We start from the raw sequence: 16,469 nt of genomic DNA on the forward strand, positions 1-16,469 counted from the left end.
AGGCTGTTGGGGTCGCGCATGTTGATGCGGTAGACCACCGGCACCAGGGGCGTGCCCAGCAGCGGGCTGCCCGGCTTGAGGCGGCGCACCACCGCGGCCGGCTCGAAGCGGAAGATGAAGGTGCCCGACGGGTCGGCCTGGAAGTCGGACAGGCCGCGCGCCTTGGCCAGGGCCTGGGCCAGGGTGATGCCCTCGGCCTGGAACGGGATCTCGGAGGCGTTGCCCAGCGCGCCCACCGCCAGGAAGGTCTGGGGGTCGCGCACCAGGGTCAGGGTGTCGCCCGGGCGCAGGAAGATGTTCTCGGCCGGGTTCGACACCACCGTGGTCAGCGGCACCGTGGCGGTCTGCGGTCCGCGCGAGAGGCGCACGAAGGTCTCGTTGACCGGCGCGCGCACCCCGCCGGCGGTGGCGACCACGTCGAGCAGGCGGTCGCCCTTGCCCGAGAGCGGCACGCGGGCGCCGGCCACGACCTCGCCCGTCACCGTCACGGTCTGCGACACCGCCTTGGTCACCGAGACCAGCACCTGGGGCTGGATCGCCTTGCCGGCNCACGCGGGCGCCGGCCACGACCTCGCCCGTCACCGTCACGGTCTGCGACACCGCCTTGGTCACCGAGACCAGCACCTGGGGCTGGATCGCCTTGCCGGCCAGTTCGGTCTCGATCAGCGCCTGCACATCCTGGGGCCGGCGCCCGGCCACCTGGATGCGCCCGGCATAGGGCACGCTGATGGCTCCGTCGCGCGGCACCACCTGCTCGGGGATGAGGGCCGACTTGGAGCCGGCCGAGAAGCGGTCGGCCACCAGCGGACCGGAGAACAGGCCGCCCGAACCCGCTTCCCACACCGACACGGCCACGTAGTCGCCGACCCCGATCACGGGTTCGAGGGAGGGCCGTCGGTCGCCGAACGAGGCCAGCAGGCTGTCGAGGGCGCGTCCGCGCAGGGCCTCGATGGTGGCCGCCGACAGGTCGACGATCTCATAGCGCGCGAAGGTCCCCTCGCTCGTGGCGATGTCGGCCCCGTCCACCACCGCACCCGTCGTCGGACCGGCACCGGGAAGAAGCGACGAGCAGCCCGAGACGAGACAGGCCGTCAGGACGGCCAAGGACGCCTTGCGAAGCATGATTACTCTCCTGAACGGACCGCGCACATGTGCGGTCCGGGCCGTCGCCCATCCGGCTCGCGACCGGATGGCAGGGCCATCGGCTGCGGGGCGCATGGGCGGCGCCACTCTACTCTTGTCGAATTGCCGGGTGAGGTCCGCCTATCAAAGCGATCCTTACCAGGACGTGCGCTTTCAGGCGCTGGCCGCGTCCAACGTTAGCGGCAAAACGCTGCGATCGGATTAACGGACCATGCACTGCTTTTACGGTGCGACCCGAACCTCACAATGACCCGTCCTCTCGATCACCAATGCGTCACGACGGAGGCAAGGCCAAGCTCAAGTGCCGCGTTGCGTGGCCTCGATCGGTCATCGCTCCAGGCTGTCGCGCAACTGGCGTCCGAGTGCGGCGGCGGTGAGATCCCGGCGGACCGGTTCGCTCCCTGCCGGAGGCTCGCCGAACTCGAAGATCGCGTAGTCGGTCGCGGTGCCTCCAAAACCCGGGCGGCTGCTCGGGAGAGCCGGCGCGTGATCGCCGAAAAAGCACAGGGTTGCCGGTACTTCCGCCAGCCCGGCGATCAGGGTCTCCATGGCGCTGCCGGTATGGCCCACGTGAGTCAGGTACTGGTCCAGAGGATCGTCGATGCCGGGCAGGCGTCCAGGCTTCCACGGGCCGTGATTCTCCATCGTGATGCCGAACAGGAACAACGGGCCGGTGCGAGCCCGGATTTCGGACAGGACCCGCTCTACCATCGCGGCATCGCTCACGTAGGGACCAATCCGCGCCGCCGTACCGAATGCATCCTCCATGATCAGGCGGTCGAAGCCCAGGCGGGTCACCACCTCGGCGCGGTTGAAGAAGTCACGATGGAAGGGATGCACGAAGACGGTTTCGAAGCCGGCATCCCGAGCTCGAAGGGAAAGGCTCGTCGGCTCACGACCGCCATGGGTCATGTAGGGATCATATACGCCGAACCCGAGGTCCTCGGCGTCCGATCCCGTCAGCACGGCGTGCTCGGTCCGCATCGTGTAGGCGCCGTGGGCTGGGACGCGCAGGCGGCCATACTGGGTGGCGCGCGTACGGATCAGGTCCATCAGGGGCAGCGCGGGGCCACCGAGACGATCGGGATCGACGAAGGATTCGAGCTGCATGACCACGACAACGGGGACATCAGCGCGCGTCCGCGCAACCGGCAGCCTCGCTGCGACCTCCGTCCGACGGTCGGTGCGCCAGCGCAGGGCATACCCGATCAGGGTCGCGGGCAGTCCGTAGCGAGCGACATCGGTCTCCAGCGCAGGCGCCGGAAACAAACGCGCAAGCGCCGCTGCCATTGCTCCCCCCCCGGCGAGGGCGACGGCACTGATCAGCACAAGCGGCAGGGCCAGGATCGCAATGATGGCCACGCTCGGTTCAGCTGGGAGAACGGTGGGCTCGATCGCGTACCATGCGGCGACGAGGGCGAGGGATACGACGATCGGCGCGGCCATGCGCGGGTCGGTGAGTGGTCGCGTATAGTAGAGTTCCGGGTGGCGCGGCACCTGCCGCAGCAGTGCGAAGTCGCTGAAGACCAGCGGTTCGCCGATCAGGGTGCGTTTTAGGCGACTGATCACCGTGAGAATGGCGACGGTCAGCACGCAGGAGAAGGCGGCGAGCCACGGTCGCCACGAGAACTGAAACCAGAACCCCATCACCAGGGCATAGCCGGCGCAGCGGATGGCCAGATCGCGAGGTCGGCGGCTGATTGGGCGCGCCTCGGGGCCCTCCCCGGCCTCGATGGCAAGACTGAGCAGGACGGCGAGAGCGAAACTAGAGAGCAGCGTCATCAGGCCTTTCAGCGCCTCTGATCCCGGAACCGTTCGATTCCGCGCTTGGCGCGCAGGCGCCGCACAATCGGGTTGACCACCCAGTACCGGGCTCGCATCGTCAGGATCGCCATCGGGCTCAGGGCCAGCCGCGATGGACCGACCGCATCCCGCGCCGCCGAGAGACGGTCCAGCAACTGTTCGGCCGAGCACGGTTTCAGCGCCACCGGATCGAGATAACGCGGATAGAGCAAGAGCGCCGCAGCGACCAATTCGTCGAGGGCGAGGCGCCGGCCGCGATCTGCCCCGGGCGCCAGATCCTCGGTGAGGCCCCAGCCGGCATAGAAGGGGCGTCCGTGAACCGCGACGGAGCGGCCACGGATGAGAGCTTCGAATCCGGCCAGTGACGTCATCGTCTCCACGTGATCGACACGATCGAGCAGGTCGACGATGGACAGGCCACCGACAATCCGGTCGGCGAGTGTCAGCGCCTCGGTCTCGGGGATCGCGCCCGTGCGGAACCCGGCCTCGACATCGGGATGCGGCTTGTAGAGCAGGAACGCATCCGGGTGTCGCGCTCGGGCCGCCTGGAGCAGTGCCCGGTTGGAGCGCACGACCGGCGACCCGTGCCGGACCGACGCGTCGTCTTCCACCTGCCCCGGCACCAGAACAATGCGCCGGTCCTTCGGCCAGGGTCCGGATTGATCGGACAGGCCGACATTGTACTTCGTGAGGCGCCGCGCCACGACGAGGTCACGCAGAGCCTTGGCCCGGGCCAGGAGGTCCGCCGAGAAGGTCGCGGTCCGTAGGATCACCGCGAGGCGGTTCTCCGTGCGCGGATCATAGTAGATCCCGAGATCGTCGATCACGATCGACGCCCCAGGGGCAAGGCCGGCACCGAGGCCGACGGAACGCAAAAACCCGTCCTCGATGCGGGCGAGCGGCACGCCGGCTCCTGCGCAGAGTGGCTCCAGACGTTCCGGCATTCGGGTCGCCCAGACGCGGACCTGGGCTCCGTGCCGGCGGGCCTTCGCCACCGCATCGTCCGCCGTCATGGTGTGAACTGGCGCCCCCTCCGGTCCGACCAGGAATGCGTCGAGGGCCGGACGCTTCCAGCGCGAAATCCCGACGAAGACCGTTCGCCGATCGTTGTCGCAGAACCTGTCTCGCAGCCACGCCACGCGTGCCAGGCACTCCGCAGGGGCGATGGGCGCACGCGTCCAGGGATCGAAGTAATGCACCCCGGCGCCATAGCACAGCGCAACCAGATCGGCAGCCGTCAGAGAGGAAGCGTCATCGCCCGGTCGAGCGACCGCGCATCCGGCCAGCCTCGCTTCGGCGGCCGAAGCCCAGTCATCGACGAAGACGGTGCGGACCCGTTCAAAAAGCGCCCAAGGATTGATCGGCCGCGCCGCGACCCGGAGCCGGGTCGTCTCGCCGATCGACAGTGCCGGACAGCCGCCTGACCCGGCGACGATGAAGCTGCCTTTCGGGTCAGATGCCAGAACGCGCTTGACGAAGGCGGTCAGCCGCGCGCCGGAGCGCGCGACGGCACCCTCGGCCAGGATGAGGGCAGGGTCGGTGAGCCCGGCCAGGACCTCCGCAGCCATACGATAATCGCGCGCGAAGCGATTACGCCCGAAGATCTGGGCCTCGCGCAGGGCCGTAGAGTCGATCGGCATGCTGCCACCGAGGTCGGCTCCCGCGTACCTGACGCGAAGGCTCGCCATGCCATTTTGCGGCGTGTCGTAGGGTGAGAGCAGCGGCCCCGGGCCGATCGTGCAGGCGGGGTGGTCGAGGATGCCGAGCCCGCGATCGAGCAGTCCATCCGCCCATACGGCTGGTGCCGCACCGGGCTGCCAGCGCCGTGCGAAGGGAACGCCCGTCGCAGCCGTGATCTCCGATTTCAGAGACCGGATGTGCGAACCTGTGGACAAAAAGGATGGCGGCAGGTTCGGGGGCATGAACGCTTTCGACCGACGTAACCGGCGGCTGCCTTAGCATCTTCTCGCCCAAGTAGGACATGGATCGCGAGCAAATCGGGATTTCGGCCGGTAAGTTCGCCGGACGCGCTGTTGCCGCGCGATCACAGATGAGGGGAATTCGTCGTCGGCCCTACGAGCGCCCAATTGCTGAGGTGGTTGAGGCGTGCGACGGAATCGGCCGTCACGGTGGCCCGCGTTCGAACGGGCGCAGGAGCAGGCGTCGCTCGAGAATGCTTCAGCCCCGCGCAGACATGCCTCGTTCCGGAGAGGCCTTGCCGCTCGAAGGACAGGCCACGCCTCGCGAACGTCAGTCAATGGCTCGCGAAGGACAAGCACTGTCTCGAGACGGACAGGCAACCTTCCTCTTCCTCCAGGGACTCGCGTCTCCCTTCTTCGCCGAACTCGGGCGCGCCCTCCAGGCGCGCGGACACAGGGTGCGCCGGATCAACTTCTCATCGGGCGACTGGCTGTTCTGGCGTCTCCCCTCGGACAATTACCGGGGGACCTTCGCCAAGTGGGGCGACTACGTCGCGGCCTACATCCGCGAGCACGGTATCACCGATATCGTGCTGTTCGGGGATTGCCGGCCCTATCACGTAGCTGCCACTGCGGCGGCCCAGCCGTTCGGCGTCCGGTTCCACGTCTTCGAAGAGGGCTACCTGCGCCCCAACTGGATCACCTGCGAACTCGGCGGCGTGAACGGCCACTCGACCCTACCGAAGACGGCAGACGAGATCCGGGCGATCGCACGGCGCCTGCCCCAGCCCGGCCGCGCGATGCCGTCGAGCGGAGACATGGCCCGGCGCAGCCTGTGGGACGTCGCCTATAACATCGCGAATTTCGGGTTTCCCTACTTCTTCCCGCATTTCCGCAGCCACCGGCCGCACCACATCGCGGTTGAATATGCCGGCTGGATCAGGAAATTCTCCCGGCGCGCTCAGACTCGTCGCGAAGCGGCGCGTCTCAACGAGGCCTATACGGCCATCGGGGTGGATTACTTCCTGTTACCCCTCCAACTCGACAGCGACTACCAGATCCGCGTCCACTCCCCCTTCCTCGGGGTCGAGGGGTTCATGGACCGCACCATCGCGTCCTTCGCGACCCATGCGCCGGCGCCGACGCGCCTGCTGATCAAGCTGCATCCCCTCGATAGCGGGCTAATCAACTGGCGCAAATACGCGCGTCATTCGGCCAAGCGCCACGGAGTCAACGATCGCCTCGACATCATCGATGGCGGCGACCTTCCGAGCCTGATCGCCGGCAGCCGCGGCGTCGTGCTGGTCAACAGCACGGTCGGGATGCTTTCGCTGGAACTCGGACGCCCGACCTGTGCGGCCGGCAATGCGATCTACAACTTCCCCGGCCTGACCCATCAGGGCGGACTGAACACGTTCTGGACGGCGCCGACATCGCCGGATAGCGAATTGATGTCCGATTTCCGACGCGTCGTGCTCCACCGCTCTCAGGTCAATGGCGGGTTCTTCTCGCGCGCCGCCATCGAGCGCGCCATCACTGGCACCGTCCCGCGCCTGGAGGCCACGCTGCCGGCCGCCGCCCTCAACGCAGCGCGTGCGATCCGAGAACAGGCCAGCGAGCCCCAGGAACTGGCGCCAGTCTATTGATCCGGTCGCGCCCGCCGGGCTAGCAGACCCGATGCCCGTCATCCTCATCACCGGCGCGTCGAGCGGAATCGGCGCGGCCCTCGCCCGTCATTACGCCGCCCCCGGCACGACCCTGATCCTCCAGGGCCGGGATCGTCCCCGCCTCGAAGCGATCGCTGAGGCCTGTCGCACGAAGGGTGCGGCGGTCGAGACCGAGCGCCTCGACATCCGGGAGCGTGAGGCCGTGGCCACCTGGTTGACGGCCGCGGACCAGCGTCGCGCCATCGACCTCGTCATCGTCAATGCGGCGATCAACGGAGGCGATCCCGGCGGCGATGTCGAGACGGAGGCGATGGCCTTCGAGACGGTGGACGTGAACCTCGTCGGCGCTCTCAACGTCGCCTTGCCCTGCGTGACCCTGATGCGCGCCCGGGGACACGGGCAGATCGCACTGGTCTCATCCCTGGCCGCTTTCGCGCCGCTGCCGGACGCACCCGCCTATAGCGGCACCAAGGCGGCGCTTCTCGCTCACGGACTGGCGCTGCGCGAGAAACTGAAGCCGCATGGCGTGCGCATCAACGTGGTGACGCCCGGCTACGTCAAGACCGCGATGGGCGGGGAGTACCAGGGCTGGCGTCCCCTGGAGATCAGCGCCGAGGATGCGGCCCGCCGCATCGCGCGGGGTCTCGCCCGAAACCAGGACATCGTCGCCTTCCCGTGGATTCTCGCGGCAGCGGCGCGCGGCGCGGCCCTGCTCCCGGAATTTTTGCGGCGCCTCGGGATGAGCGGCTTCACGTTCAAGATCCGGGCCGACCGGTGACTCGCCCGCGCATTGCCCTGTTCGTGCTGGAAGCCCTGCCGAACGCCCGCGCCGTACGCCGCTTCGTCGACGAGCACGCCGCCGACATTGCCTTCGTGGGCCTCTCCAACGCGGAGCGGCCGAGTTCCGGCGGCCTCGTCGGACAGGTTAGGCGCCACCTCACGCGCTCCGGGCCGGCGATCCTGCCCTATCTCGGCGTCAATTTCGGCCTGCCCGACCTGCTGGCCCCGTTATCGCCCCTGACGCGCCGCCTGACGGGGTCGGGTCCTTCCTCGCATGCAACGCCGCTCAGGGAACTCTGCCGACAGGTGAGCATCCCTACTCTCAAAGTCGATGACGTCAACGGACCCGAGGTGGCGAAGGCTTTTGCCGAGCATGCACCCGACCTCATCGTCACCTTCCACTTCGATCAGATTCTCTCGGGCACAACCCTGATGCGAGCGCCGCTCGGCGGCCTGAACGTCCATCCGGGCCTGCTGCCGCATCATCGCGGCCCCGTGCCGACCATCCACGCCCTGGCTGAGGACGAGCCGGCCTTCGGGGTCACAATCCACCGCCTCGCGGTGACGATCGATGCCGGGGCTATCCTGGCCCAGCAGGCCGTGCGCCTGCCGGACGACACCACTGCGACGCGGGCAGCCATCAGGCTGCACGAGCACGGGCGGGTGCTGCTCGACGGCGTCCTTGTCGACCTCGCAGAGGGCCGTCTACCCGCCGGCGAGACGGTTCCGATCCTGCCTTATTGCGCGTTCCCCGATCGGGCTTTGCTGAAGGCCCTTCGCCGTCGCGGGCGGAAGCTGACCGACGCGCAGGACCTGCGGGAGGCCCTGGCGCTGAGCGCCAAGGCCTGAAGAAGCGCCCGTCCCATCCAGGCGGGCGCCGAAGCTTCGCCTTACCGCGAAAACTTCTTGTACTTGATCTTCTTCGGCATCAGCGAGTCGGCTCCGAGGCGACGCTTCTTGTCCTCCTCGTAATCCGAGAAGTTGCCCTCGAACCATTCGACGTGGCTCTCACCCTCGAAGGCGAGGATATGGGTGGCGATGCGGTTCAGGAACCAGCGATCGTGGCTGATGATCACGGCGCAGCCCGCATAATCCTCCAGCGCCTCTTCGAGCGCCCGCAGGGTCTCCATGTCGAGGTCGTTGGTCGGCTCGTCGAGCAGGAGCACGTTGGCGCCGCCCTTGAGCGTCCGGGCGAGATGGACGCGGTTGCGCTCACCGCCCGAGAGCGTGCCGACCTTCTTCTGCTGATCCGAGCCCTTGAAGGCGAAGGCGGCACAATAGGCGCGGGAATTGATCTCGCGCTTGTTGAAATAGATGATGTCGTTGCCGCCGGAGACCTCCTGCCAGACCGTGGCGTTCGGATCGAGGGCGTCGCGCGACTGGTCGACGTAACCGAGATGAACGGTTTCGCCGACCGAAATGGTGCCGCCGTCCGGCGTCTCGGCCCCGGTGATCATCTTGAACAAGGTCGTTTTGCCGGCGCCGTTCGGGCCGATGACGCCGACGATGCCGCCGGGCGGCAGCTTGAACGACAGATCCTCGATCAGAAGGCGGTCACCGAACGCCTTGTTCAGGTGCTCGAACTCGATGACGTTGTTGCCAAGGCGCTCGTCGATCGGAATGACGATCTGTGCCGAGGCGTCGATCTTGTCCTGGGACTTCGCCACCAGCTCCTCGTAGCGGGTGATGCGGGCCTTCGACTTCGACTGGCGCGCCTTCGGCGAGGCGGCAATCCACTCCTGCTCGCGGTTGATCGCGCGCTGACGGGCCATGTCCTCACGGCCCTCCTGCTGAAGGCGCTTCTGCTTCTGCACCAGCCAGGCCGAATAATTGCCCTCGTAGGGGTAGCCGCGGGTGCGGTCGAGTTCGAGAATCCAGCCCGTGACGTTGTCGAGGAAGTAGCGATCGTGGGTCACGATCAGGATGGCGCCCGGGTACTGGCGCAGGTGGCCTTCGAGCCAGTTGACCGTCTCGGCGTCGAGATGGTTGGTCGGCTCGTCGAGGAGCAGCAGTTCCGGTTCCCATAGGAGCAGCTTGCAAAGGGCCACACGGCGACGCTCGCCACCTGAGAGCGTTGCAACCGGCTGCTCATCGCTGGGACAGCCGAGTGCTTCCATGGCCTGATCGACCTTGGAATCCAGCTCCCAGAGGTTGGCGGCCTCGATCTTATCCTGGAGCGCGGTCATCTCGTCCGCCGTCTCCTCGGAATAATTCATGGCGAGTTCGTTGTAGCGGTCGAGCAGCGCCTGCTTTTCGGCAACCCCCTCCATCACGTTCTCGCGGACCGACTTGTTGGGGTCGAGCTGCGGCTCCTGCGGCAGGTAGCCGACCCGGGCACCCTGGGCGACGAAGCCCTCGCCGGTCCAATCCTTGTCGATGCCGGCCATGATCTTCAGCAGGGTCGATTTGCCCGAGCCGTTGATGCCGAGAACGCCGATCTTGGCGTCGGGGTAGAAGGACAGGTTGATGTTATCGAGGACCTTCTTGCCACCCGAATAGGTCTTGGTCAGACCCTTCATGTGGTAGATAAATTCGCGCGCCATGATGGTATCCCTGTCGTGTCGGCGGCCCGGCGCGCCCTGCGCCTCGACCCCCGGAATCCTCGTGTGCGTGGTCCCGCGCCGGCACCTGTTCGAGCCGGTCGGCGTACCGCGCGGAATGCGCCGATGCGGCCGGACCTCTGGCGCTCGCCGTGGTCGAACCGCTTCGCGTGAGAGTGTTGCGCCGGAGTATCAGGGCGACGCCGGACCGGCAAGAACCCGGACAAAGCGCACGACGGAACTGGCGCCGCCGGTCGAACCCACATCAGGCGAACGGATTCTTGACCGTCTCGGGCGAACGCGCCCCATCTGCGGTCTCTTCGGGCAGCGAGACCGCCTCAAGCGCGGTGACGATCGCCGAAAGCGTCGAAGCGAGCGTCCGCGCCCGCGCCAAGCCCATGGCATCGCGCGTCAGGTCGACAGTTCCGTGGATGCCGATCCGGTCGGCCCCGTTCTCGATCGACAGACCGCCGATGGTTTGCACGGCGGCATCGTCGGCAAAGGGTACGAATCGGGAGGTGTCCGTCGGCGTTATCCCTTTCGACATCGAAACCTTTCCTCAGCAAAATCCATAAGGTGTCCCGCTGCGCCGCGGAGGAGCCGTTTCGACCATCAGGTCCGAACCTGTCATCCGTTTAGAAGATCGCACGCATCAGGTCGCGCCAGAGCCGTCGGAGGGCACGATGCAACTCCTGCTTGGCCCAGGCCTCGAAGGAATCCGCGTCCGGGCGTCGGCGGTGTGGGGACCCATCGCCTTCCGCCGGACCCCGGGAATAGACGCGGGGTTCCGGCAATGCCATGGCCGTTGCCTTGGCGGCGGCGGGTAGCGTCGGGAAAACATCGAGCCCGGTCTCCTGGCGAAGGACATCCAGCGACACCGCGCGCCAGGACGCGTCGTCGGCGTTCGGCACCAGATAGGCGCCAGCCTCTCCGGTCGCCGGGTCGTAGAGCGCCTTGAACAGTTGCGTCGGTACCAGCACCCGCCCGTTAATCGCCCGGACGGAACCCCCGGAATAGACCGGGCCGGTCACGACGAAGAGCGTTCCGCGGCGAGTCGAGAGGCGGCGCACGCTCTCCTCGATGGCTGCCCAGAGCCCCCGATTCACGGCGCGGTCCTGCGGAACCACGTTCGCAAGACTGAACGATTGCGCCTGGGCCTCTTCGGTCGGCATGTCGCCGGCCGGAGCCATGTGACCGCGATCGAAGCCGCTGCGGACGTAATCCTCCAGAAGGGCACGATCATCGGGCGGCAGCGCGTCCTCATCGTGGAAGGCGTCGATCCGGTCGATGCCGCGCGCGGCCGATACGCCTTCCCGCGTCAGGCGTTCGGCCGCGTAGAGTGGTGTCCGCGCCACTCCGGAATGCAGCACCGCGAAGGCGTCGTAACACAGCGGTACCAGGCGTTGGTCCAGCTTGACATTGGTGATGTCAGGGCGTCGGCCCTCGGCGAACAAGGTCGAGCAATCCCGAGCGTTCGCGGTCCCGTGGCTTGCCAGAATCCCGGCAATGAGCACCCGGACGCATGCGCGGTTCCTCATCGCCGGTCCGTCAGAAGCACACGCGGACTTTCCGGGTTCCTTCGGGCGTGATGCGGGTGCGATAGCCGCAGGGTCGTCCGAGGGTTCCCTCGAAGGGAGAGACCAATCGGTCGGCCGGGCCTGGACCGGCCTGGACGCCGCAGCGTCCGGGGGGCTCGCACGGGAACGTGAAGGGCTCCACCGGCCGGTGTCGGAGCACCAGGGCGGGATCGCGCTCAAGCCGCCCCGCAGCTTCAGCCTCGCTCAAGCAGGCCAGCACCAGCACGAGGCTGCCGAGGGATCGAAGGAGAACCATGAACCTGCCTTAAGGCACGAGCGGCGGCTGGGAAAAGTGGAACGCACCGTTGATCCGAACGAAACGGAGGATTAACTGCCGGACTTCGTGCGCAAGAGCCAGCGGAGTTCATGCGTACCAGTCAGCATCGCAGCCGAATCGCGATCCGGAATTCACCGCTTGGCCCCGTGCAGCGGAATCGTATTGCAGGTCGGTCCAGGCTGTGGACGCGAACAAACGTTCCGCAACGTGGCAAAGCTGCGTAATGGCGTTATAAGTGCGAATGAATGGCTTCGGTTTCACACCGGAGCACGCATCGTTTGATGATCGGCCGGCTCTCAATCCAGCGAGGGTGGGCGAAATCGAACCGATGTTCAGCAAACGAACGGGTGTGCATCGGTGTCACGGCAAGAAACCACGGGCGAAACCTCGCCAGCGTCCTCCGCGTCCGCGTCGGGGCTGTCGGAGGGTCCGTCGATCCTGGACGGTCTGTCCNTCGGTGTCACGGCAAGAAACCACGGGCGAAACCTCGCCAGCGTCCTCCGCGTCCGCGTCGGGGCTGTCGGAGGGTCCGTCGATCCTGGACGGTCTGTCCGAGCCCGCGGCTCTGCGGCTGTTGCCGGAGAGCCAGCTGCAGGCGGTGGCCGATGCGGTTCGCACCGAGATGATCGACGCGGTCTCGGTGACGGGCGGGCATCTCGGCTCCGGGCTCGGCGTGGTCGAGCTGACGGTGGCCCTGCACCACGTGTTCGACACGCCCGACGACCGCATCGTCTGGGATGTCGGCCACCAGGCCTATCCSCACAAGATYCTCACCGGCCGGCGCGACCGCATCCGGACCCTGCGCCAGCCCGGCGGCCTGTCGGGCTTCACCAAGCGCTCGGAGAGCGTCTACGATCCGTTCGGCGCGGCCCACTCGTCCACCTCGATCTCGGCGGCCCTCGGCATGGCCGTGGCGCGCGACCTCGACGACGCGGCCGCCCAGGCCARGGGCGCCCCCGCCCCCAAGCGCCGCAACATGGTGGCGGTGATCGGCGACGGCTCGATGTCGGCCGGCATGGCCTACGAGGCCATGAACAATGCCGGCGCGCTCAAATCCCGCCTGATCGTCATCCTCAACGACAACGACATGTCGATCGCCCCGCCCGTCGGCGCCATGTCGGCCTACTTCGCGCGGCTGGCCTCGGGCGACACCTACCAGTCCCTGCGCGAGACCGCCAAGCAGCTCGGCAAGCTCCTGCCCAAGGCACTCTACCAGCGCGCGGCCGCGGCCGAGGAATATGCCCGCTCCCTGGTGGTGGGCTCGGGCACGATGTTCGAGGAGATGGGCTTCCACTATGTCGGGCCCATCGACGGTCACAACCTCGACCACCTGCTGCCGGTGCTCAAGAACGTGCGCGACTCGGAGCAGGGCCCGATCCTGCTCCACGTCGTCACCCAGAAGGGCAAGGGCTACGCGCCGGCCGAGGCCTCGGCCGACCGCTACCACGGCGTGGTCAAGTTCGACGTGCTGTCCGGCGTGCAGGCCAAGGCCAAGCCCAACGCYCCGGCCTACACCCGGGTGTTCGGCGAGAGCCTGATCAAGGCGGCGGATGCCGACGACCGGGTGGTGGCGATCACCGCCGCGATGCCGGGCGGCACCGGCATCGACCTGTTCGGCAAGGCGCATCCGGACCGGACCTTCGACGTCGGCATCGCCGAGCAGCACGCGGTGACCTTCGCGGGCGGGCTGGCGACSGAGGGCTACAAGCCGTTCGTGGCGATCTACTCGACCTTCCTGCAGCGGGCCTACGACCAGGTCGTGCACGACGTGGCGCTGCAGAACCTGCCCGTGCGCTTCTGYCTGGAYCGGGCCGGCCTGGTGGGGGCGGACGGGGCGACSCATGCGGGGGCCTTCGATCTGGCCTATCTGTGCTGCCTGCCGAACATGACGGTGATGGCGGCCTCGGACGAGGCCGAACTGGTGCACATGGTGGCGACGTGCCACGCGCACGACACCGGCCCGATCGCGCTGCGCTACCCGCGCGGCGAGGGCGTGGGCGTCGACCTGCCCGAGCGCGGCTCGGTGCTGGAGATCGGCAAGGGCCGGATCGTGCGTGCGCCGGAGGGGGCGCGGGTGGCGCTGCTGGCGCTGGGCACGCGCCTGTCCGAGGCGCTGAAGGCGGCCGACCTGCTGGAGGCNGGGCCGGATCGTGCGTGCGCCGGAGGGGGCGCGGGTGGCGCTGCTGGCGCTGGGCACGCGCCTGTCCGAGGCGCTGAAGGCGGCCGACCTGCTGGAGGCCGAAGGCATCGCCGTGACGGTGGCGGATGCGCGCTTTGCCAAGCCGCTGGACGCGGCGATGATCCTGGACCTGGCGGCGAACCACGAGGTTCTGGTGACGCTGGAGGAGGGCTCGGTGGGCGGCTTCGGCGCCATGGTGCTGCACCTGCTGGCCGAGCGCGGTGCGCTCGATGCCGGCCGGGTGCGGGTGCGCACGCTGACCCTGCCGGACAGCTACCAGGACCACAATGCGCCGGACGCGATGTACGCCGAGGCCGGCCTCGACGCCGCCGGCATCCTCAACACCGTCAAGGCCGCCCTGCCCGAACGGAAGATGCGCAGCGCCAAGCTCGTCAGCGTCGCCCAGAACTGAAGACGACCCTTGCCCCGCGGAGCGGTTGCGCTCCGCGGGGCCGGTCCGAATCGGGCGGCTACTTGATCACCGCACAGGCGATGCGGGCCCCGGCGCCGCCGATGGGCTGGGTGGCGTGATCGTCCTCGTTGGCGTGGATGATCAGGGCTGAACCGTCGCCGTCCTTGAGGGCGCCCTCGCCGGTCAGCGGCGTCTCGCTCGACACCTCGGCGTTCACCGAGCCGTCCGCGTTGGCGAAGACGTTGGGGAGGTCGCCCTCGTCCGGGCCTTCGGGATTGAGCAGGCCGTGCTTGCTCTGGTCGTGATTCACGTGCGCCTTCGAATTCTCGAACTTGGCGGTGTCCGAGCAGTCGCCGACGGCATGGAAATGGATGCCGTGCCAGCCGGGCGGGAGTCCGCCGGGCTGGATCGTCACCCGCATGACGAGCGCGCTCGCACCGTCGCGAATCATAATCTTTCCAATGGGTTCGCCCTTGCCGTTCTGGATCGGGCTCTCGAAGGTCTGCGGGGCCGCGGGGGGCGCTGCCTCAGCGGGCGCGGCCGGAGCGGGCTGCGCGAGGGCGGTGTGGGCAGCGATGGCCGAGCTCGCCGCGAGGGCGAGGACCGACGGAAGTCGTCTCATGAGTTGGCTCTCCTCTCCACGCCGGGTACGCCTGTGGAGCGTCAACGAAGATGGTCCCGGGGCGATCCACGACAATGCCGGACGGGCGCCAGGTTTCCCGAGCGGGGTGACGCGCGGTCGATCGGCCGGCCGAGGAAGACGGTTGAACCGGCAGCACGTGGACGAACTCTCAAGGTTTCGCTAGGTTTCCACAGTGAGAGCCCGGATCGTGATCCCGATCCGTCAAGTCTTTCGCTGAGATGAGGTTCTTTCGCGGTGATCCGAGGCCGGCGTCGCAGACCGATGAGGGACGCGTCCCGCCTCGGTACTTCGCCCAGAGCGTGTTGGGAGGTCGTCATGACGGTCTTGATGTCTCGCCGCATCCGGGGCGTTGCTTTCGCGCTCGGTCTGTTCCCGGGCCTGGCCCTGGCGGAGTCGGCTCCCCAATCCGGGCGGACCTGGACCGATCCACCCGCCCGCGGCACCGCCGAGGCCCGGTCCGACCCCGTTGCCGTGGCACCCGAGACCGGACGGCGCGCCGAGGCTGGCCCGGCGCCGGCCCGGGCGACCCGACCGGTTCGCAGCGTCGCCCGGACCCCCAAACGCCCCCGCGTATACGCCGAGGGTCGTGTCGAGGTCACGCGTCGAAGCACTGTCGTCTCGCGTCGACGGGCCGCGCGTGTCGCAACGCCGGTCGCGCCGCGCAAATTCGCGGCCCGACCGGTCGTCCGGCCTCTGCCGCCGGGCTTCGTCCGGAACGGCGACATCTCTGGATACGGCTATGGCGACGGATCGCGCGCGGAGGCGACCGGCGCCTTCGTGGACGGAGACGATCGGGTGCGCCGCATCCGGCAGGCCCAGGAGGCCGGCTACCTCGTGGTGCGCTCCCGCAGCGTCGAGTTCCCCGACGGACGGCGCCTGCGCACCTACCGCCCGATCGAGGACGACAGCGACGACTAGACCGAGCCGGCGCACCGCAACGAAAAACCCCGCCGGCAGCACCGGCGGGGTTCGGGAAATCGGGGTGGAGAGCGGGTTGGACGGGCGCGCGCGTCAGCGCAGGCGGCCGGGCCGGGCCGGCTCGAACACGATGCGGCGGTGGAAGGCGCACCAGCTCTTGCCGTCCGGCGCGGGGGCGCCGCAGCAGACGGCGCGGTCATTGGGCTCGCCGATGATGAACTTGCACACGAAGGCGCCGGACTGCGCGAACGGCACCCGCAGCTCGGCGGAGGGCTCGGCGATGGCATCGGCCTCGCCGACCTGTGACATGCGGACAAGCTGGTTCATGGATCGAATGACTCGCGGACTGGCTTTCGCGGGCTGAGCCCTGCGGAATGTGGCAGATGAGAAGCGCGTCGCGTCCGAAAGGCCCCCCGATCCGCACGGGTACGAAGGATGCACCGCCGCACGTCTCGGGAGATTCGCCGACCCGGATCGGGTCGAACACGCGACCAAACCGGGCGCGACAGCGTCATGATGCTGTTATATCTGGGGTTTGGGCTCCGGCAAACAAGTGCCGACGCATGGATGCGTTGCAGCGCACAGGTTTCCCGGCTTCCGGGACAGGGGCC

Annotated in this window: 13 protein-coding genes and 3 pseudogenes; 6 read left to right on the plus strand and 10 right to left on the minus strand. The window is 68.0% G+C overall.

Annotated features, from left to right (window positions below; genetic code table 11):
• The 4 genes and pseudogenes from ASF60_RS25580 to ASF60_RS09205 all read right to left on the minus strand — a co-directional run.
• A partial coding sequence (locus ASF60_RS25580) for a polysaccharide biosynthesis/export family protein (protein WP_338011502.1) occupies positions 1–548 on the minus strand: 548 nt, incomplete at both ends.
• Position 549: 1 nt separating this feature from the next.
• Positions 550–1,122, minus strand: a pseudogene (locus tag ASF60_RS25585) (polysaccharide biosynthesis/export family protein); the annotation flags it as partial.
• Positions 1,123–1,470: 348 nt separating this feature from the next.
• The gene (locus ASF60_RS09200; protein WP_056183662.1) at positions 1,471–2,925 is read right to left on the minus strand and encodes an LTA synthase family protein; all 1,455 of its coding nucleotides are present in this window, start codon (positions 2,923–2,925) and stop codon (positions 1,471–1,473) included.
• An 8-nt stretch (positions 2,926–2,933) separates the two neighbouring features.
• Positions 2,934–4,586, minus strand: coding sequence for a capsular polysaccharide export protein, LipB/KpsS family (locus ASF60_RS09205; protein WP_244478379.1), 1,653 nt, complete (start codon positions 4,584–4,586; stop codon positions 2,934–2,936).
• A 617-nt stretch (positions 4,587–5,203) separates the two neighbouring features.
• Between ASF60_RS09205 and ASF60_RS09210 the strand changes: the two genes are divergently transcribed.
• Genes ASF60_RS09210 through ASF60_RS09220 form a run of 3 tightly spaced genes read left to right on the plus strand, consistent with a single transcriptional unit; the run spans position 5,204 to position 8,161 of the window.
• Positions 5,204–6,511: a capsule biosynthesis protein gene (locus ASF60_RS09210; protein ID WP_056183666.1), complete on the plus strand. Its 1,308-nt coding sequence runs from the start codon at positions 5,204–5,206 to the stop codon at positions 6,509–6,511.
• Between the two features lie 31 nt (positions 6,512–6,542).
• A complete protein-coding gene (locus ASF60_RS09215) occupies positions 6,543–7,310 on the plus strand; it encodes an SDR family NAD(P)-dependent oxidoreductase (protein WP_056183668.1) in 768 nt (255 codons plus the stop codon).
• A complete protein-coding gene (locus ASF60_RS09220) occupies positions 7,307–8,161 on the plus strand; it encodes a formyltransferase family protein (RefSeq protein ID WP_056183669.1) in 855 nt (284 codons plus the stop codon). The genes ASF60_RS09215 and ASF60_RS09220 overlap by 4 nt, the downstream gene beginning before the upstream one ends.
• A 41-nt stretch (positions 8,162–8,202) precedes the next feature.
• Here ASF60_RS09220 and ettA read toward each other — a convergent pair whose 3' ends face one another.
• From ettA to ASF60_RS23535, 4 genes are all read right to left on the minus strand, one after another.
• Positions 8,203–9,855 carry an energy-dependent translational throttle protein EttA gene (gene ettA / locus ASF60_RS09225; protein ID WP_056183671.1) on the minus strand — a complete coding sequence of 551 codons (1,653 nt, stop codon included), beginning with the start codon at positions 9,853–9,855 and terminating at the stop codon, positions 8,203–8,205.
• A gap of 262 nt (positions 9,856–10,117) precedes the next feature.
• Positions 10,118–10,399: a hypothetical protein gene (locus tag ASF60_RS09230; RefSeq protein ID WP_056183673.1), complete on the minus strand. Its 282-nt coding sequence runs from the start codon at positions 10,397–10,399 to the stop codon at positions 10,118–10,120.
• A gap of 88 nt (positions 10,400–10,487) precedes the next feature.
• Positions 10,488–11,390 (minus strand): DNA/RNA non-specific endonuclease, encoded by a 903-nt coding sequence (locus ASF60_RS09235; protein WP_056183675.1) that lies wholly within the window; start codon positions 11,388–11,390, stop codon positions 10,488–10,490.
• Positions 11,391–11,400: 10 nt separating this feature from the next.
• The gene (locus tag ASF60_RS23535) at positions 11,401–11,685 is read right to left on the minus strand and encodes a hypothetical protein (RefSeq protein WP_082507835.1); all 285 of its coding nucleotides are present in this window, start codon (positions 11,683–11,685) and stop codon (positions 11,401–11,403) included.
• Positions 11,686–12,244: 559 nt separating this feature from the next.
• Here ASF60_RS23535 and dxs point away from each other — a divergent pair.
• Both dxs and ASF60_RS25590 read left to right on the plus strand, forming a co-directional pair.
• A pseudogene (gene dxs, locus ASF60_RS09240) lies at positions 12,245–13,845 on the plus strand (1-deoxy-D-xylulose-5-phosphate synthase); the annotation flags it as partial.
• Position 13,846: 1 nt separating this feature from the next.
• Positions 13,847–14,297, plus strand: a pseudogene (locus ASF60_RS25590) (transketolase C-terminal domain-containing protein); the annotation flags it as partial.
• 58 nt (positions 14,298–14,355) lie between these two features.
• On the opposite strand, the gene ASF60_RS09245 reads toward ASF60_RS25590, so the two are convergent.
• Positions 14,356–14,919: a superoxide dismutase family protein gene (locus tag ASF60_RS09245; protein ID WP_056183677.1), complete on the minus strand. Its 564-nt coding sequence runs from the start codon at positions 14,917–14,919 to the stop codon at positions 14,356–14,358.
• Positions 14,920–15,255: 336 nt separating this feature from the next.
• Between ASF60_RS09245 and ASF60_RS09250 the strand changes: the two genes are divergently transcribed.
• Positions 15,256–15,858: a hypothetical protein gene (locus tag ASF60_RS09250; protein WP_056183679.1), complete on the plus strand. Its 603-nt coding sequence runs from the start codon at positions 15,256–15,258 to the stop codon at positions 15,856–15,858.
• A 93-nt stretch (positions 15,859–15,951) separates the two neighbouring features.
• Here the strand turns inward: ASF60_RS09250 and ASF60_RS09255 are convergent, their stop codons facing one another.
• Entirely contained in the window at positions 15,952–16,299 is a 348-nt protein-coding gene (locus ASF60_RS09255; RefSeq protein WP_274533550.1) for a GcrA family cell cycle regulator, read from the minus strand.
• Positions 16,300–16,469: the final 170 nt, after the last annotated feature.

Origin of the sequence: Methylobacterium sp. Leaf113, from assembly GCF_001423325.1 — a bacterium.
Classification (GTDB): domain Bacteria; phylum Pseudomonadota; class Alphaproteobacteria; order Rhizobiales; family Beijerinckiaceae; genus Methylobacterium.